Raw genomic sequence first — 17,553 nt, 5'->3', positions numbered from 1 at the left:
CAGCCTTGCGCTTGGCGTCTAGTTCCTTCGGCAACGTCAGCTTCTGTTCGCCGGCGATGGTCTCAAGCTTGGCGTTGGCCGCGCCGTGGTCGTCGATCATCTTCTGCGCGAAATCCTTGACCGCCTGGTCTTGGGCCGTGCCCTTGGCGATCTTACTGGAATCAACTTCGAACATCCCACCGGCCGCAGCCTTGTCGACGAAGCGTTGCGCGCTGTCGGCGGCGAAAGCGGACAGGGTGAACGTCATGGCTGTGGCGGTGGCCAGGGAAGCCAGAATAAGGTGAGTTTTCATAGGGGCTTGTCCTCGTTAGGCACGGGTGTGCTGTCGAGCTAACAAGCGTCAATCGGCTTTGTTCCATAAGCGATTATCCAACCGACTAAAAGACGTCCCGCCGGCGCTGGTGCACTATCGCCTTTGGTCTTGGCCGGGCTACCCCACCGGACTTTCTGTTCGCGTGTTCTTGCTGACAGACACGAGCCATTCAGAAGAAGCTCTGCCCGGTGGCCTTTGGAACCGATGTTTAAGCCTGGCCGGTGAAGTCACCGAAAGCGGCCGAAGCGAAGCGCTAGACCAAACACTCGCCGGACGCGAACCTGCCTATATGACGTGACTGGGCGAACCCTCCGAACCGCGCCGCAACGCTTTAGAACTCGCGGAACTTTTGTGAAGCTGAGCCATTCGTCCATGTGAAACGCGGAGGAGACCAAAATGGCAAACCTGGGAAAATTGGCGATCGCGATGCTTGGCGTCCTAGCATACCAAAATCGTGACAAGATCGGTGACATGATCCGTGAGGCGAGAGAGCGTAATCCCAACGGCCCGCAAGGCGGGATTCTGGATCAGATATCGAAAGGGGCGTCCGGTACGGCCCTTGGCGATATCCTCGACCGATTCAGAGGGGCAGGGACAGGATCGAAGGTCGACTCTTGGATTGGCACCGGGCCGAACGATCCAATCCAGCCAAGCGACGTGGAAGCGGCCATTGACGAAGACACGCTCACTTCCCTTTCGATGCAGACGGGTCTTTCGCGCGAGGAACTCATTCGCAGGATCACGCGAGATTTGCCCGAGGCTGTCAACCAGATGACGCCAAATGGTGATTTTCCAGCTGAGCCCGCCAAGGGGTCGGATGAGACCACCACCCTGCTCGACGACGTGCCCCCAAGTAGGCCGCAAGCCAAGAATTCAGCCGGCGAAAGTGACGTCTAGAGCGACAGCTCTGGACGGGGAAGGTCTGGCAACTCACACACGCGGGACGCGCGGGCCGAGCTCTTGGAGGCTGGCCTGAAGGAGCAGATTCGGCAGCTTGATCGCCAACTGATGGGCCGTGCTCTAGGAGCGCTGTGTGCCGGCAGCTTATGGCATCCCTGGAGTGGGCGTACTCACAGCCCTCGCGTTCGTGACAGCGGTCAATGATCCGGCCAAGTTTGCGAATCCAGAAGCGTTGCCGCGTACTTCGGCCCGACACCGCGATGTTATCAGTCGGGTGGCCGTGGTGCCCATGATGCGCTTGTCGGATTCGGGGGAGGAGGCTGGTTGCGTGCACCGGGCTCGCCGCGATGGAAGCCGTCATGATGATCCCGCTGTGTTTGATCGGACCGATCGTGCCAGGAGCGCAAAATTCGCCGGGATGCGAGTTGCAATTGACATTCCAATTTTATCGCAATAGCGTTTTAGAACACTGGTATAACAGGTACACCAGAGTGATTGGTATTCAGATTAAGCAGCGGAAACTTTCGGACGAGGTGGCCGGCCACATCGAGCGGCTGATCTGTGATGGCGAGTTGAAGGAAGCCGACCGGCTCCCATCGGAGCGGGAGCTCATGCGGCAGTACGGGGTAGGCCGGCCTTCGATCCGAGAGGCGCTTGTTCGCCTGAGTAAGATGGGCCTTGTCGAGGTAAGGTCCGGGGAGCGCGCCCGCGTTACCCGCCCAACGCCGCAATTCGTTATCGACGCGTTGGCCGGGCCGGCGCGGCACATGATTGCGGCGCCGGGCGGAGTCCAGGATTTTCAGAATGCCCGCATCTTCTTCGAGATCGGCTTGGCGCGAAACGCGGCCTTGCACGCGACCAAGGAGGATATCGAGGCCCTCGCCGAGGCGCTCGAGGCCAACCGCCAGTCGCTTGGTGACCTGAAGCGATTCGAACGGACCGATGTGGACTTCCACTACGTGCTCGCGCTGATGATGCGTAATTCGATTTTCACGGCAATCCATGCGGCACTTGCCGAATGGCTGCTGGAGCAACGTCGCACGACGCTTGCAGCGAGTCCCGGTGAGGCTGAAGAGGCTTACAAGGCGCACGAGCGTATATTCATGGCAATCGCCGCGCGCGATCCGGAGCGGTCCGAACGCGCAATGCGCGACCATCTCGAACATGTCGCCCGCCGATATGCGAAAGTGGTGGAGGCGGCACGTTGAGCGGCTTCGTGATTATCGTCGATTTCCGTCTGAAGGAAGGGGCGCTTGCCGCGTTCCGGCCGATGATCGATGCCAACGCGACCGCCTCCGTGCGGGATGAACCAGGCTGCCGGCGTTTCGACGTGGTCGAGCCGGAGGAGGAACCGGGTCGCATCCTGATATATGAGATCTATGATGATGCGGCGGCTTTCGAATATCATTGTCGCACACCGCATTTCCTAAATTTCGACGCGCAGAGCGCGCCCCTGCTCAATGAGAAGAAGATCATCCGCGCGGCATTGGTATGCGAGGGATCGAGCTGAACGTAACAACTAGGTCGCAGGAAGCCGGGGGAGCGGCGCGACCAGGGGAGGATTGAAATGGCTGATAGTGCCTTGAGAGACATGACGACGCACCGAAGGGTCAAGCTCGGCACGCTCGTTGCCGAGTTCGCGACGCCCGGCATTGGTCACATACTAAAGTCGGCGGGCTGCGACTTTGTCTTCTTCGACATGGAGCATTCCGGCTTCAGCATGGAGACCTTCAAAAGTGTTGTGCGTTATTTCGAGGCGGCCGACCTACCGATGATGGTTCGCGTGCCTTCGCAGGATTATCATTTCCTCGCCCGCGCCATGGACATGGGCGCCGAGGGCCTGATCGCCCCGATGGTCAGCACTGTCGAGCAGGCACAACACATCATCAATTCGATGAAGTATCACCCGGTCGGGGCGCGCGGCGTGGCACTCCAGATTGCACACGACCGTTACAGGCCGGGTTCGGTGGCGGACAAGTTCGGAGAGGCCAACAGTCGCTCGGCGTTCATCTGTCTGATCGAAACCGCCGACGGCGTGAAGAACATCGACGGCATCGCGGCGCTCGAAGGCGTCGACTGCCTGTGGGTTGGGCATTTCGACCTTTCGGTCTCGCTCGGCATTCCGGGCGACTTCACCAACCCAATATTCATCGGCGCCATCGACGACGTCATCCGGGCCGCTAAAAAGCACAACAAGTCGCTCGGGCGGCTAGTGCCAAATGTGCAGCAAGGGACCGACTACTACGGGCAGGGCTTCGATTTCATCTGTTATTCCGGTGACGTCTGGGTTTTTCACGACGCCATGTCGGACGCGCTCTCGAAACTACGCGCCGGGTGCAAGTGAGGGCGGGCGGGACGATGGCAAATACAAAGTTCAGGGTAGCGCTCTCCGGAGATTTCCGAAAGTCGGATGGTTCCCCTACCTATCCAGATTTCGACCTTGAGCCGCTGCGCAATGCTCCCGGCGTCGAGATGGTGTTTCTTGAAGCAAGCAATCCGATGCGCGCCGAACAGCTTGAAGATTTCGACGCGCTGATCCTGCTCGCTTATCGGTTCGATGCGACCAGCGTGCCAAAGAATGGGCGCCTCGGCGTGGTCGCCCGCTTCGGGGTCGGCTACGATACCGTCGATGTCGAGGCCTGCACCAAAGCGGGCATTGCTCTCGTGATAACGCCCGATGGCGTGCGGCGGCCCGTCGCGATATCGGTGATCACGCTGATGCTGGCGCTGACTGGCAAGCTGATGATCAAGGACAGGCTGACGCGAGGCGGACCGGAAACCTTCAACAAGCGGTCGGACCATATGGGGATCGGGCTGGTTGGCCGTACGCTGGGCTCGCTCGGGATCGGCAATATCGGCGCCGAAGTGTTTCGCATGGCCAGACCGTTTGACATGAAATTCATTGCGCATGACCCTTTCGCGGACAAGGCCGTTGCCGCTGAACTTGGGATCGACTTGGTCGGAATGGACGACCTTTTTCGTCGCGCCGATGTTCTGTCTGTGAGTTGTCCACTGACGCCCGAGACACGCCATATCGTCAGTGCAGAGCGCCTCGGTCTGATGAAGTCTGCGGCTTACTTAATCAACACGGCGCGCGGCCCGATCGTCGATCAGAAAGCGTTGACCAAAGTGCTTCAGGAGCGTCGGATTGCCGGGGCGGGACTCGACGTACTCGAGCAAGAGCCGCCGGACGCGGATGACCCTATCCTGACACTCGACAACGTCATCCTGACACCGCACGCGCTATGCTGGACCGATCAATGCTTTGCCGGCAACGGCGCGGCAGACGTCAAGGCGGTGATCGAGGTGCAACACGGCCGCGAGCCGCGCGGCGTGGTCAATCGCGAGGTGTTGTCGAGCAACACATGGAAGAAGCGGCTGGCTGGTTTTGCCGCCCGCCTGGGATCGTAGAAGGGAGAATTCGGCGCGCCGCCGCAATCGTTACGACGGTTAATGGAGGGGAGCTCGACCGCCGCGCCGCGGGCGAGTGAAGCAAAGGAAGCGGTCGCCGCGATGAACGCAGCCACCGAATGGGAGGAGCAAGACCATGAATGATCGTGATAGACGTGATTTTCAGGCCGGCCTCGAAGCAGAGGTCGACGCATTGCTAAAGGGTGAATCCACCCGCCGAAGCTTCATTACTCGTTTCGGCCAGATGACCGGCATGCTGGCCGCGTCCGGGCCGATCCTCGGCATGATGACTGACTGGGCGATGGCGCAACAGAAGCTGGAACTCGCCGATGCGGCTTCACCGCTCGGCCAGGCACAGGCCCTTGCGTTGAAAGCCTCTACTGAGGGGCCGGCCAACGGTTCGGCCTTCCGCGCTACCGAGGCCGCCAAAAAGTTTCCCGGTGTGACGATCAACATGACGTCCGAGGCAGGACTTCAGGCGCTCGACCCGCGCAACTTCAGCGGCCCGATGTGGGAACAGCTCACCGGCACGAAGATGAACGTCGTCGAGCTGTCCAATCCGGACCAGTATTCGAAGGCGGTCGCCGAACACATCGCCAGCTCGGGCGCCTACGACGTGCTCGACATCTCACCTGCCTGGACGCCTTCGCTGGCCGATGGTGGCGTGATCGCACCGCTCGACGACTTCATCGCGAAATACATGAACATGAAGGACTTCGAGGACTTCCATCCGCTCTATAAGTCACTGCCGACCTACAAGGGCAAGATCTGGGGCTTCTTCGACGACGGTGACATCTTTGCGCTCTACTACCGCAAAGACATCTTCGAAGATCCGAAGTTGATGGAGGCCTATCAGGCGAAATTCAACGCGAAGCTGGAACCACCCAAGACATGGGCCGAGTACAACCAGATCGCGCAGTTCATCACCGATCAGATGGCGCCGAACGTGTATGGCGCCGGGCATTTCCGCAAGGCAGGCAGCCCGGGCAACCAGTTTGATTTCCTTCAGCAGTTCCGCGCCAATGGCGGCAAGCTGTTCGGCGACGACATGAAGGCCGGGCTGGTATCGGATGCCGGCGTAGCAACACTGACGAGCATGAAGGCCTCCAACGCGGCCTCGATCCCGGGGAACAACGAACTCGACGCGGTGTCGCTCTGGGCCGCGTTTCTGACCGGCAAGGTGGCGATGATCTATTCGTGGCCGCCGACTGGCCGCATGGCAGGAAACTACTCGCAATCGGCGACCGCGATCAACTTCATCCCGAAATCGCAGATCGCCGGAAAGGTCGGGTATGCGGTCGTCCCAGGCAATCCGGAGCATGCAGTCGGCTACAATAAGGCGCTGGCGGCCGATTCGGCGAACCTCGAGGCGTCCTACCTGTTCATGCAGTGGGTCACCTCGCCTGAGGTCTCGCTTGCCCGCGTCATGCTCCCCTATGCGCTGCGTGATCCCTACCGCATCTCGCACTACAAGTCGGATCTGTATGGCGGGCTGTTCCCAGGGGCCAAGGAGTACCTTATCAACCTCAACAACTCGGCCAATGTCGGTCTCCTCGATCCGATCATGCCCGGCGCGCAGGATTATTTCTTAAGCCTCGACCGCATGTGCACGGCGGTCTGGGCCGGCGCCGATCCGAAAGCCTCACTTGAGACAGCGGCGGCGGAGTGGAACGAGACCACGGATAGGCTTGGCGTGGACTCGCAGAAGGCGTTCTACACAGAGTTCCTGAAACTGCCGGGAGCAACCGCGGAGAATACCGTGGAGAAACTCGGCTTGGCGGTTAAGCTGTAGCGGCAATCGGGAACGCTGGATGTTTTTCGTTTCGCGCCGCCCCTCACTCCTAGCCTCTCCCCCCGACGAACGGGGAGAGGGGTCCGCCAGCGTAGCCGCTTCGTCCTTCTCGCCGCCGTTTGCGGTGGGAAGGTGCCGGCAGGCGCATCAGGGGCAGTGCAGACGCACGAAACATTCCGCCTACCGCCAGTACGCTAGATAGTCGCGGTCCTCATGCAAACCACCACCATCACCCGGATGACTGCTGCTGGCGCGCCGCCAAAACTCTCTCGCTTCGCGCGCTGGGCCGACCGCAATTTCAAATGGCTGCTGGTCGCGCCTGCCGTCCTTTTGATTTTGGCGCTGTCGATCTACCCGCTGCTGTTCTCGCTCGTCGTGTCGTTCATCAACTATGATTTCCAGGTGCCGGGCCACGCCTTCGTCGGACTGAAAAATTTCTCACGGGTCATCTTCGATCCCGTTGCGCGCTGGTCGCTTTTCCTCACCGCTTGGCTCTCCGCAGTCAGCGTCGCCATCGAGTTCGTTCTCGGATTGCTCGTGGCGCTCACCATGGTGCGGAGCTTTCCCGGGCGCGGCGTAATCATGTCGATCCTAATCGTGCCGCTGTTCATCAGCCCGGTCATCGTCGGCCAGGCCTGGACGCTGCTGCTGCAGCGCCCGTTCGGGCCAACCAACTACATACTGACGCAACTGCTCGGACAGGAAGTCACGATCGGCTGGATGACCGAAAGCCCGTGGCTCTATTTCTCGCTGATCATTGCCGACGTCTGGCAGTGGACCCCGTTCATGTTCGTCATCCTGCTTGCCGGGCTCACTGCCATCCCTCCGAACTTATACGAGGCGGCGGAACTCGACGGCGTCAGCGCCTGGCAGGCGTTCTGGGCGATCACCGTGCCGCATCTCGGGCCCATGATCATGTTGGCGCTGACGTTTCGGCTGCTCGATGCGATCCGCATGTTCGATACGATCTTCATTATGACGGGCGGTGGACCGGGCACACAGACGTACACGGCGTCATACTATCTCTACACGGTAGGATTCACGCAGTTCCACCTGTCGCAGGCGACCGCCGGAAGCTGGTTGTTCCTGATCTTCACCGCTTTCGTCGTGACGCTGCTGGTTCGGCGTCTCCTGAAGACGGAGCCGGTCTGATGGCCGCCGTAGCACCCGCCCGTCGCAGGAAGCGCCGCTCGATCCCGTTCGGCCGTATCCTGCTGCTCGGCTTCTTCTTGATCTTCGTGTTGTGGCCGCTCTACTGGATGTTCAACACGTCGATCAAGCCGAGCGACGACTACCTGACAGTCCCGCCGGTCTGGTTCCCTAGCGCTCCGACGCTCGTCCACTACAAGGCGGCGCTGTTCACCTATCGTGGGCTCGACGGGCTGATCAACAGTCTGATCATTTCGCTTTCGGCCACGGTGCTGTCGGCGCTGCTCGGCACGCTGATGGCCTACAGCCTGGCGCGCTATAACACGGGCGGCCAGCACCTGTCCTTCTGGGTCCTATCGCAGCGATTCCTGCCGCCGATCGGAATCGTCCTGCCGGTGTTCTTGATTTATCGCCAGGTCGGACTCTACGACACGCATGTCGGGCTGATCATCGCCTACACCGTCTTCACGCTGCCGGTATCGGTGTGGATGATGTTCGCCTATTTCCGCGGCATGCCGAAGTCGATGGAGGAGGCCGCGCTCGTCGATGGCTGCACACGATGGGAAGCGTTCTGGCGCGTCGCCGTGCCGCTCGCCGCACCCGGCATCGTCGCGGCAGCGGTCTTCGCCTTTATCGCCTGCTGGACGGAATTCTTCTTCGCGCTGATCCTCACCAGCCGCACGGCCTTTACACTGCCGACCGTATTTCGCGCCTTCATCGGCTTCCAGGGCGCGCAATACGGCGAGGCTGCGGCGCTCGCCATTGTCTCCCTCGTGCCGTCGATCGCACTTGGCGTGCTGGCTCAACGACATCTGGTGCGCGGGCTGACGCTCGGCGCCGTTCGCGGTTAGGACCACCGACATGGCCGAAGTGAAGATCACCGGGCTGCACAAGCGCTACGGCACGTTCCACGCAGTGCGTGGCATCGATCTCGATATACGCGATGGCGAGTTCACCGTTCTCGTCGGGCCATCTGGTTGCGGCAAGAGCACGCTGCTGCGGACCATCGCGGGCCTTGAGGAGATTTCGGAAGGCACGATCGAAATCGGCGGCGAGGTCGTCAACGATTTCAGGCCGCGCGACCGCGACGTGGCGATGGTATTCCAGGACTACGCACTCTATCCGCACATGACAGTGGCCAAGAACATCGGCTTCGGTCTAAAGGCGCGCAAGATGCCGAAGGCCGAGGTCGAGACGCGCGTCGGCGAGGCGGCGCGGATGCTCGGCATTACCCCGCTGCTCGGGCGCTTTCCGCGGCAATTGTCCGGCGGGCAGCGTCAGCGCGTCGCCATTGGCCGAGCCATCGTCCGCAACCCGCGAATCTTCCTTTTCGACGAACCGCTTTCCAACCTCGATGCCCAGTTGCGCGACGAGATGCGCGGAGAAATCAAGCGCCTCCACCAGGACATCGCCACGACGATGATCTACGTCACGCATGACCAGATCGAGGCGATGACGCTGGCCGATCGCATTGTGCTGATGCGCGACGGGGTGATCGAGCAGCAGGGAACGCCTCTGGATCTGTTCGAGCGCCCGGCCTCCACCTTCGTGGCCGGTTTTCTCGGCTCTCCGCGCATGAACTTCCTGGCTGGCACGCTGGCTCTAAGCGGCAGCGTCGCCGCCATACGGCTCTCCGATCTTCTGCTGCCGGTCGCTCCAGGCCGCAACCTTGACGGTGCGACGGATGGCCAGGCCGTCCTGCTGGGGCTGCGGCCGGAACATATGACCCGCGCGCGGGGTGAGAAGCCGGCAGAGGGCATGTTCCGGCAGGAAGCGACGATCGACCTTCTACAGCCAACCGGCTCGCGCAGCTACGCCACCTTCCGGCTCTCGGGCGCGCCGGTGATGGCGGAACTGCAGGCTCATGACGTAAGCCGCCCCGGCGAAAGCCTGCCGATCGATATCAACATGAGCCGTGCTTCCATTTTCGACGCCCTGAGCGAACGCGCCCTATGACCGAGCAGCTAGCACAAGCATTCCGTCTATGTGGAACCGAACAGCCTAGCCCGCCGTCGCGGATACTGCGGGCGGGAACGCTGTCTGTCGAGTTCGACAATGGCGCACTTCGCTATGTGCGTGTCGGCGGCATCGAAGTCCTGCGGGGGATCGCATTCCTCGTAAGGGACGAGAACTGGGGAACCTACACTCCGGCTCTCGAAAATCTCCGGATCGACGAGAAGCCGGAAGCTTTCAGCGTTTCCTACCGAGGGACATGCGCAGACGCGAACAGCTGCATCGTCTATCAGGCACGGATTGAAGGTGCCAGCGACGGTACGCTGTCCTTCGTCGCGGAAGCGGACCCGCAGACCGATCTACTGACCAACAGAACAGGCTTCGTCGTCCTTCATCCCATTGATGTAGCGGGCAAGCCGTTAAAGGTTCTGAAGGAGGACGGCAGCGAGCAGCTGGCGGTGTTTCCTGACTACATCGACCCGAGATGTCCTTTTACCGATATCCGTTCGTTGTCGCACGAAATTGCCCCTGCGGTGTGGGCCACCTGCACCATGGAAGGCGATACCTTCGAAATGGAGGATCAGCGGAACTGGTCCGACGCGTCATACAAGACCTACGTGCGCCCGCTGCGACGACCCTGGCCCTACACCTTGACCAAGCATGAGAGGTTCACGCAGGCCATCAGGCTTCGCGTCTCGGGAGACTTTTCCGCCGGGACGTCTGAGGACCAAGATTCTCCTATCCGGCTCGCGATCGGCGAGGAAATCGGGGACATGCTCCGTATCGGCGTCGGCGTTTCTGCCGAGGCGGCGCAGCATGCGGTGGCCAACCTCGAGCTCATTCGGCATTTGGGCCCCCGGTGGATTGTCTGTCAGATCGATCTCCGGCTTGGACATGGCCAAACTGAACTAGAACGATATGCGGCCTTGGCAGGTTTGACCGGCGCGGGCGTCGTTCTCGAGATCATCACCCAAGGTAAGCTTGAACCCGAGGGCGAATTGCAGCCGGTTGCGGCGGCCGTCCATGCCATTGGCCTCGACCTGGAGGCGGTTTCCGTCTTTCCGGTACAAGACATGAAGTCGATGCAGCCCGACGCCGTGTGGCCGCCAATGCCTACCTTCGAGGAAACGTTTGCCGCCGCGCGACGGGCCTTTCCCGGTGTCGCTCTGGGCGGCGGCATGGCATCCTATTTCACCGAACTCAACCGCAAGCGGCCGCCAAGCGCTGCGCTCGACTACGTCACCTTCACCACTTGCCCAAACGTTCACGCCGCCGATGATGTCTCGGTGATGGAGACACTGCAGGCGCTGCCTCACACTATTCGCTCGACCCGCGCTTTCATGGGCGAGAACCTGGCGATCCGCATTGGACCGAGCCAGCTCGGCTGCCGGGAAAACCCTTACGGAAAGGCAACCGCGCCGAACGATGCGAATGGCCGCGTTTGCCTCAGCCGCATCGATCCGCGGCAGCGTGGACTGTTCAATGCGGCTTGGACCGTCGGCTATGTCGCGGCGTGTGCGTATCATGGCGTCGAGGCCGTTGCACTTGGTGATCTGACCGGTCCGTTCGGACACATCTACAGGCAGGCCGACTTTGTGCAGCCCTGGTACGACCAGCAACATGGCCCAACGATCTATCCGTCTTTCCATGTCATGGCCGGACTCTCGCGGCTCTGCGGGGCGACGCTCTTGTCCGTCGAGACATCGGTCGCCGGGACCATCGCGGCAATTGCCGCCAGGAAGGTCGGGCGGACGACGCTGTGGCTTGCAAACCTAACTCTTAGAACGCGGTCAGTGCAGCTTTCGGACACGACGATCAGCGCCCGCATTGTTCATCTTGCTGCCGGGCAGTTCGAGCAAGCGGCAACCGATCCGAGCTTCATGGAAAACTCTGTGCGTTCGTTTGAAGATCGGGTCATCACGCTTGGTGCCCACGCTGTGGCGCGGCTCGACTTCGACTAATCGTCCTGCTCGTCGCTTTTGGTCTGCGAGGCAATGCTTCTTGCCGAGATCCGATCTCGCCCGAAGGACTTCGCCACCGATCTTCCCGGCTGACTCGATTAACCGCTCCTTCGTCCGGTCGATCTTGCTGGCCAGAATTTGTAACTCGCCGTGTCTGAGATCGTGTGAAGGTAGACGGTAAGCGGTGTGCCGCCGCCACGTTGCTCTCGTCGCTCTAATCTGTGATCGCGTATCCATGGAATAGCACGGGAGTTTCTCCATTGAGACTACGTTGGAGGTTTCTCACGGCCAGGAAGTCTGGACTGGAGGTTCATCGGCATTGGCCAGACGACGTCAAGGCGCAGATCGTTTCGAAGAGCCTTCGGCCAGGCGCGATGGTGAATGAGGTCGCAGAGCGCCACGGCTTGAAGCCGAACCACCTTTCCACCTGGTGGACGATGGCGTGGCAAGGCAAGCTGGTTCTGCCTGCACCTGAGGATGCGGCGGAGTTCGCGGTGCTGGAGCCATGCCCCGCACTAAACGCTGATTTGCCTGGTTGGAAGTCCGTTGACGTTGGCTTCGGAGGTTCCCGAAGCGGCTTGGTGCTGACGCCCGTTTCAGCGCTGTTCCGGCAAAAATGACAGTATCACATACACCGCAAAAGTGGAACAGGGTGTGCTCTACTTTGTGCCAAAGACTCCGCACGAAACATCTCAGCTTGCAAGGGTGATTCGAATATGCATGATCCACTCGGCGCCTTGGGGAGGGGCTTAGGGGATGATGAAATTTGAATGTGCAGCGCTCGGCGCTGCGCTATTGCTTTGTGGGTGTGCAACGCCGCCCGAAAAGATCCAGGCGAGCTATGTTTCGCCAATTCTTTACCAAAATCTAACATGCGAACAGCTGGCACTAGAGGCCACGAATATATCCAGGCGGGCTTCAGAAGCCGCAGGTATCCAGAATAAAAAAGCAGGCCAAGATGCGGCGGTAGTCGCGGTTGGCGTGATTATTTTCTGGCCTGCGCTATTCTTCGCAAGCGGCGACGGCGCCTCGGCCGCTGAAGTGGCTCGGCTAAAGGGCGAGATGCAAGCGATCGAAGATGCATCGACGGTGAAAGGATGCGGGATCGTGTTTCAAAAGCCGACCCCGCCTGCTCCGACGAAAAGAAACTATCCGTGAAGGAAATCGGGGGCTGCGGCGGTCTTAGCGGCTGGCCGAGAGTTTTGGATAGCGTGCCGCCGGGGGTGGGGTAGGGTGAATTCGTCGGTTCTGTGCTGCCACTCGCCGTGTTCTTCGGCGGAGCTCAGGCTGTGAACGTCTACGAGTTCGGGAGTCGCTATACACTCTCTGCAGTTTTCGTAGCGGGCTGCTTCTACGTGCTCTACCGCAGCATGCTCGGGATGCAGGTTCAGCTAAACGATGCGAATAAGAGACTTTGGTATTTGGCGAACCCGGGACGATCGAGCGAAGACAACCCGTACCGGTAGCAGGGGCGCTGTCGTGCCTTCAGTTGGCGAACTTAGTTCCCCGCGAGCGCAGGAACTGCACCCTGCCGCGCCAGAACGGCCAGCACCGCGTTCGTGAACGGATCCGTTGCCCCGGTCGCTGCTTGGTTGCCGAGATGGGCTTTGCATCGGTCGCGACATCAACGCTCTGCCGGCGATGCGCGGTACGGCCATTCCCGCAATGATGCCCGGCAGACCGGCAACCATGAAAGGCGTCTTTTCAAAGATGCCCTGTTTCCCGTACCAGATCACCGTGTAGGCCATTGCTGCTATCCCCTGCAGGCGCTAAATGCAGAACAATCCAGCAACTCAGCGGGTGCTGCCAAGCCTTCCATGGCTCCGTACAGGGCAGCAGTCACTACAGCCAGACGGTCTTCCGGGTTGCCGTTGTCGTTGGCAGCGTCGGTGGCGACTTCATTCGTGAAGTATGCGCCCTCGGGACGGGGCAGGTCTACGGTTTGCTCGCCGAGCTATGCCTCAGGCTTCCTCTTAGCAGGAATCTTCTTGGCTAGCGCCTGTCGATCAGTAGGTGGAGCTGATGTGTCCGGCAGACGGTAAACTGCCATTTCGCCTGCGATCAAGACTGCCATTGTTAGCCAGCATGGTTGACGAAAGATTGATGCACAAGGGCAGACAACAATTTCGACAGCGGTCCTGTCCGAAGAACGAAAAAAATCGCGTCGGCTGGCGGGCGGCTTGCCGGCCACTGGTCCAGCTATTGGGTCTGGAAGCGGGCAACCGACAGGAATTGAACGGCGTTGCCGGCGAACCGGTTGGCTTCGACGATTTCGTTTCCGGTCTGGAAGCCGGTCATATAAATCTCGCTCGGCGAGGTGTGTACGAGATTATAGGCGTAACGCGGCGCTGTCGTTGGGCTCGATACAGTCGCGACTCGCTCGCCGCTGTTCAGTGCCCAGCGGGCGGCTTGCGGCTCGGCCGCGACAGCCACGGATTTCGGCCCGGGCTTCAGGTCGCGAGCGGTAGGCCTGGGTTCCTTAGGAGTCGTTTTCACGCCTGTGCCGAGTACAGCAGCCGGATCCGGTTCAACCTGCGCTGATATAGCCTTGTGCGGCGAAGCGGCTTCGACGCCCGACAGATTGGCGAAAGCCGAGCTCGATTCGGAGGGCATGGTGAGGGACGCGATTTGATATTGGCCGATTGCTAGGTTGGCCTCATCAAGAACGGACTTGACCCCGTCAGGTCGGGCCGGTGCAGGCGGCGAGGGGGGCAGCACAGTGCCAGTGGCCGTCTTGTCAAATTCGGCCGTACTGGCGAGCGCAAGCAATTCGCTCGGCGCCTGATAGACATTCGTGGGCCGCGGCGCAAATTCAGGAACCGGAACCGCGCGCGCGGGCAACGCCGCGATGATCGTTTCCGGCGTAACATTCTCCGGCTCCGGAACCTGCTCTTCGGCAATCTGTGAGCTATCGGCGTGCTTGCTCTTGGCGGTGCTCGCCAGTACCGGCTTCACGTCTCTCGGCTTGGGTGCGGGTGATGCGGACGCGACATCGCTGCTGTCGTCGGCCTCATCATCGCCGCCGCCGAAGAAGGCCGACAGCAGCCCACCGGATTTTTTCGACCCGCCGCCGGCGCTTGCCAATTCGATGGCGGCACCACCGGAGCCCTTGCGGGATTTGTAGGAGGCAAGCGCCTGCTGATAGCCGGGTAGCGGCCTGCCGTCGCTCGGCACATGCAGCGTCTTGCCATTCGGGAACAGGCTCACCAGTTCCTGGCGGCTGATGCCGGGCCAATGGCGCACATTGCCGACATCCAAGTGGACGAACGGCGAACCGGATGTCGGATAGTAGCCGACGCCGCCGCCCTGCATCTTGAGACCGATGTTGCGAAGCTTCTTCAGCGGCACGCCGGGAATATAGAAGTCCATCGCCTTACCAAGCATATGCTGGCTCTCTTTGGCGACACCCCGGCTGCGGCTGCGCAGCATCGAGTTCGTTGCCGGCGAGCGGTAGCCGCAAACGACCTGAATATAGTCGGTGGCGCGGCTTTCCCGATATGCTTCCCAGACCAGGTCCAGCAGACGCGGATCCATCTTGGTCGGCTCGTTGCGACGCCAGTCGCGCAGGATGATGTTGATCTTGCGCAAGCCCGCCTGGTCGTAGCGGCCATTGCGCTTGTAGACGATTTCGGCCTTTTCGCCCGTATGGAGATGATAGAGCTTGAGCGAACGTGTTTCGGCGCTGGCACCGGTCGCAGCCACGGCGAGGAAACCAAACGCAACAAGCACGGCTGCCAGCCATCTCGGCCAGACGCTCATGTAAAAATGCCGCCGTTTTTGCGTCGTTCGACTTTGTTCAAATCAAATGGCCTTGCGCTGCCGTTTGTCCCCGGATTTGCCCAAACGGATGTGTTGTTGTCACATCTGAATATCGACCCTGATGGTTAACCATCCCTTGTTGAGGCGGAAATGAGGTAACACCGTGGCGGCACTCCTTCAGAACCGCCTAGGGCCATTTGGGCAATTCCAGCAATGGGGCAAAGGCAACATACGACGGCGATCCGCCGCCTTATGGGTGGCCAAGATCGCTGACCACGGCCGCTCAGCAAGGCGTTAGACAGTCATCGATCCTTGCGGTAGCGATCTTCAGCGCGTCGGTATCTGGCTGCTTGAGCAGATCGTTGATGCGCTCTCGCTCGCGGTTGAAGGCGATCAGGTCGTCGCCTTTCAGCACCTTGCCGACCGGCAAGCGGACGCGCATCGGGTCGACCTTGGTGCCGTTGACGATCAGTTCGTAATGAAGGTGTGGACCTGTGGATAGTCCGGTTGTTCCGACATAGCCGATCACCTGTCCTTGCCGAACGCTGGCGCCTGGCTCAACGCCTTCGGCAAATCCCTTTTGGTGATTGTAGGACGTCTCGTAACCGTTGGCGTGGCGAATGATAGTCTGGTTGCCGTAGCCGCCAGCCCAGCCGGCCTTTTCGACGACGCCGTTGCCGGACGCGATGATAGGCGTTCCGCTTGGAGCGGCCCAATCTGTGCCTGTGTGCATTTTGACGTATCCAAGAATGGGATGGCGTCGAAGACCGAATCCGGAACCGAACCGGCCATTTGGCACCGGGTTGCGAAGCAGGAATTGTTGTGCGCTGGACCCGCCTTCATCGAAATAGTCGGTAGTGCCGTCCTGCATCTGGAAGCGGTAGAAATTGCGCGTCTGCCCGCTGAAATTTGCCGAGACATAGAGAAGTTCGGACTCGTCCGACGCCTGATTGTCGCCGTCCGGTTGGGAGAACAGCACGTCGAGTCGATCTGATGGATTGAGCCGTGACTGGAAGTCGACACCGGAGGCCAGCAGCTTGACCAGCCGCTGGGTCATGGCCTTTGACATGCCATAGGAATAGGCTGCGCGGTAAATGCCGTCATAGACGTTGGGCAGATTGCCGCGCACCACCACCGGTGGTGAATCTTCGAAAGCCGTGAGCAATCCGGGATTGGGCTCCGGCTCCTGCGCCGGCACGTACTGGCCGCGATCGTCGAGTGCGATGGTGACGATGTGCTGGGTCCGATCATAAACGCTGGTGCGCACCACCTTGGCGTCGTCGCCATGGACTTCGAGCCCGACGCGCAGCACAGTTCCCGCCTTGAGCACGGTCGCGTTCAACAGCTTGCCGATCGCCTCGGCCATGCCGGCGGCGTCTTCACCCGTATAGCCGGAATCAGCAAAAGCCTCGACGATGTCGAGATCTCTGGTGAAGGGAATTATTTCCTCGGCGAAGGCCGGCGCCTGGTCGTCGACGACCGCACGCGGCGTCACGGAGACGTTTTCCCGGACGATTTTAACGTCATAGGAGCCGGCCATGCTCTCGGCGAAGGCGTCGCCGAATCGCTGCGGGTCGACATAGTGGAGCGAAGCGACCTGGACGGCGCCGTCACCGAGATCGGTGCCGGCTTCGCGGACCACCTTTTCCACCTCATCGGCGGAAAGATCGCTCTTTTCGTCGAACGAAGCAGTCTCGAGCGGGAAATCGACGGTCTTCAGAGTCATTTCGCTTTCGACCTTGGCGCCGTAGATCTGGCCGGCGGGCACGGGCGCTGTCGGTTGAGGATCATCGCCGTCGTCGCCGAACACCTGCATCGGGTTGAAAGGCGGGTAGGGGCGATTGGTGGTGTGGCCGGCGGCCAGCCCCATCTTGATTTCCACAAATGGCATGGTGTGGATGACATCACGGTCACCAACCTTGGTGACCATCGGCACTTCCATGCGGCGCCGGTCCTTCGCCTTGGCGATCTGGCGCAGCGCCACCAGTCTGGTCGTCTTGGTGACCTCGCCGGAATCGCCGCCACCTTCAAGGTGGGTGAGCTCGGCGATCTCGGGCGGCGTCGCCAGTTGCTGGCGGCCGTCGACAGCGGCAAACAGCGCGACGCCCATCAGCACGCTCGATGTCACGCCGGTCAGAAAGGTTCCCGACAGCCAGCGCGCCGAAATCTCGCGGCGGTCGGGCGGACCGCTGCGGCCGTCGGCCACCAGCGGCGGCTCATTGCCGAGCATGGCTATGACGTCATCGGTTTTTGGCATGCGTGAGGGCGGCTTCTTCCCCGGCGGATCTGCTTGTCTTTTTGCGGCCAACATTTGC

General features: G+C 60.7%; 15 protein-coding genes. 12 read left to right on the top strand and 3 right to left on the bottom strand.

Going from position 1 to position 17,553, the window contains the following annotated elements; genetic code table 11:
• Window positions 1–292: DUF4142 domain-containing protein (locus EOA16_RS17705; protein WP_164754300.1), on the bottom strand; the 292-nt coding region annotated here is incomplete at its 3' end.
• Between the two features lie 417 nt (window positions 293–709).
• Between EOA16_RS17705 and EOA16_RS17700 the strand changes: the two genes are divergently transcribed.
• The 12 genes from EOA16_RS17700 to EOA16_RS17645 all read left to right on the top strand — a co-directional run bounded on the left by EOA16_RS17700 (window position 710) and on the right by EOA16_RS17645 (window position 12,637).
• The gene (locus EOA16_RS17700; protein ID WP_127259423.1) at window positions 710–1,210 is read left to right on the top strand and encodes a YidB family protein; all 501 of its coding nucleotides are present in this window, start codon (window positions 710–712) and stop codon (window positions 1,208–1,210) included.
• Window positions 1,211–1,572: 362 nt separating this feature from the next.
• Window positions 1,573–2,421: a transcriptional regulator NanR gene (gene nanR, locus EOA16_RS17695; protein ID WP_245455969.1), complete on the top strand. Its 849-nt coding sequence runs from the start codon at window positions 1,573–1,575 to the stop codon at window positions 2,419–2,421.
• On the top strand, window positions 2,418–2,723 hold the full coding sequence (locus EOA16_RS17690; RefSeq protein WP_127259422.1) for a putative quinol monooxygenase: 306 nt from the start codon (window positions 2,418–2,420) through the stop codon (window positions 2,721–2,723). The genes nanR and EOA16_RS17690 overlap by 4 nt, the downstream gene beginning before the upstream one ends.
• Window positions 2,724–2,780: 57 nt before the next feature.
• Complete coding sequence (locus tag EOA16_RS17685) at window positions 2,781–3,557, top strand: aldolase/citrate lyase family protein (RefSeq protein WP_127259421.1); 777 nt, start codon at window positions 2,781–2,783, stop codon at window positions 3,555–3,557.
• Window positions 3,558–3,571: 14 nt separating this feature from the next.
• Entirely contained in the window at window positions 3,572–4,624 is a 1,053-nt protein-coding gene (locus EOA16_RS17680) for an NAD(P)-dependent oxidoreductase (RefSeq protein ID WP_127259420.1), read from the top strand.
• 136 nt (window positions 4,625–4,760) lie between these two features.
• Window positions 4,761–6,416 carry an extracellular solute-binding protein gene (locus EOA16_RS17675; RefSeq protein ID WP_127259419.1) on the top strand — a complete coding sequence of 552 codons (1,656 nt, stop codon included), beginning with the start codon at window positions 4,761–4,763 and terminating at the stop codon, window positions 6,414–6,416.
• A 213-nt stretch (window positions 6,417–6,629) separates the two neighbouring features.
• Complete coding sequence (locus EOA16_RS17670; RefSeq protein WP_127259418.1) at window positions 6,630–7,568, top strand: sugar ABC transporter permease; 939 nt, start codon at window positions 6,630–6,632, stop codon at window positions 7,566–7,568.
• The gene (locus EOA16_RS17665) at window positions 7,568–8,416 is read left to right on the top strand and encodes a carbohydrate ABC transporter permease (RefSeq protein ID WP_127259417.1); all 849 of its coding nucleotides are present in this window, start codon (window positions 7,568–7,570) and stop codon (window positions 8,414–8,416) included. Before EOA16_RS17670 ends, EOA16_RS17665 begins: the two co-directional genes overlap by 1 nt.
• A 10-nt stretch (window positions 8,417–8,426) precedes the next feature.
• A complete protein-coding gene (gene ugpC / locus EOA16_RS17660) occupies window positions 8,427–9,521 on the top strand; it encodes a sn-glycerol-3-phosphate ABC transporter ATP-binding protein UgpC (protein ID WP_127259416.1) in 1,095 nt (364 codons plus the stop codon).
• Window positions 9,518–11,479 carry a hypothetical protein gene (locus EOA16_RS17655; protein ID WP_127259415.1) on the top strand — a complete coding sequence of 654 codons (1,962 nt, stop codon included), beginning with the start codon at window positions 9,518–9,520 and terminating at the stop codon, window positions 11,477–11,479. The genes ugpC and EOA16_RS17655 overlap by 4 nt, the downstream gene beginning before the upstream one ends.
• A gap of 221 nt (window positions 11,480–11,700) precedes the next feature.
• Window positions 11,701–12,099, top strand: a complete 399-nt coding sequence (locus EOA16_RS33550) for a transposase (RefSeq protein ID WP_127259414.1) — start codon at window positions 11,701–11,703, stop codon at window positions 12,097–12,099.
• Between the two features lie 136 nt (window positions 12,100–12,235).
• Window positions 12,236–12,637: a hypothetical protein gene (locus EOA16_RS17645; protein WP_127259413.1), complete on the top strand. Its 402-nt coding sequence runs from the start codon at window positions 12,236–12,238 to the stop codon at window positions 12,635–12,637.
• A gap of 1,041 nt (window positions 12,638–13,678) precedes the next feature.
• Here the strand turns inward: EOA16_RS17645 and EOA16_RS17640 are convergent.
• Both EOA16_RS17640 and EOA16_RS17635 read right to left on the bottom strand, forming a co-directional pair.
• Window positions 13,679–15,238: a YcbK family protein gene (locus EOA16_RS17640; RefSeq protein ID WP_127259412.1), complete on the bottom strand. Its 1,560-nt coding sequence runs from the start codon at window positions 15,236–15,238 to the stop codon at window positions 13,679–13,681.
• Window positions 15,239–15,521: 283 nt separating this feature from the next.
• The gene (locus EOA16_RS17635; RefSeq protein WP_164754299.1) at window positions 15,522–17,495 is read right to left on the bottom strand and encodes a M23 family metallopeptidase; all 1,974 of its coding nucleotides are present in this window, start codon (window positions 17,493–17,495) and stop codon (window positions 15,522–15,524) included.
• Window positions 17,496–17,553: the final 58 nt, after the last annotated feature.

Origin of the sequence: Mesorhizobium sp. M7A.F.Ca.US.008.03.1.1 (genome assembly GCF_003997495.1) — a bacterium.
Classification (GTDB): Bacteria; Pseudomonadota; Alphaproteobacteria; order Rhizobiales; family Rhizobiaceae; genus Mesorhizobium.
Note: the sequence above shows the minus strand (reverse complement) of the source record. Positions and strands in the feature narration are given on the sequence as shown.

What these genes read in the sequence shown, in the direction of transcription:
- nanR (WP_245455969.1), top strand. Translation starts at nt 1,573, where the DNA reads ATGATGATCCCGCTGTGTTTGATCGGACCGATCGTGCCAGGAGCGCAA.
- ugpC (WP_127259416.1), top strand. Translation starts at nt 8,427, where the DNA reads ATGGCCGAAGTGAAGATCACCGGGCTGCACAAGCGCTACGGCACGTTC.
- EOA16_RS17700 (WP_127259423.1), top strand. Translation starts at nt 710, where the DNA reads ATGGCAAACCTGGGAAAATTGGCGATCGCGATGCTTGGCGTCCTAGCA.
- EOA16_RS17635 (WP_164754299.1), bottom strand. Translation starts at nt 17,495, where the DNA reads ATGCCAAAAACCGATGACGTCATAGCCATGCTCGGCAATGAGCCGCCG.
- EOA16_RS17675 (WP_127259419.1), top strand. Translation starts at nt 4,761, where the DNA reads ATGAATGATCGTGATAGACGTGATTTTCAGGCCGGCCTCGAAGCAGAG.
- EOA16_RS17665 (WP_127259417.1), top strand. Translation starts at nt 7,568, where the DNA reads ATGGCCGCCGTAGCACCCGCCCGTCGCAGGAAGCGCCGCTCGATCCCG.
- EOA16_RS17640 (WP_127259412.1), bottom strand. Translation starts at nt 15,238, where the DNA reads ATGAGCGTCTGGCCGAGATGGCTGGCAGCCGTGCTTGTTGCGTTTGGT.
- EOA16_RS17685 (WP_127259421.1), top strand. Translation starts at nt 2,781, where the DNA reads ATGGCTGATAGTGCCTTGAGAGACATGACGACGCACCGAAGGGTCAAG.
- EOA16_RS17680 (WP_127259420.1), top strand. Translation starts at nt 3,572, where the DNA reads ATGGCAAATACAAAGTTCAGGGTAGCGCTCTCCGGAGATTTCCGAAAG.
- EOA16_RS17645 (WP_127259413.1), top strand. Translation starts at nt 12,236, where the DNA reads ATGATGAAATTTGAATGTGCAGCGCTCGGCGCTGCGCTATTGCTTTGT.
- EOA16_RS17655 (WP_127259415.1), top strand. Translation starts at nt 9,518, where the DNA reads ATGACCGAGCAGCTAGCACAAGCATTCCGTCTATGTGGAACCGAACAG.
- EOA16_RS17670 (WP_127259418.1), top strand. Translation starts at nt 6,630, where the DNA reads ATGCAAACCACCACCATCACCCGGATGACTGCTGCTGGCGCGCCGCCA.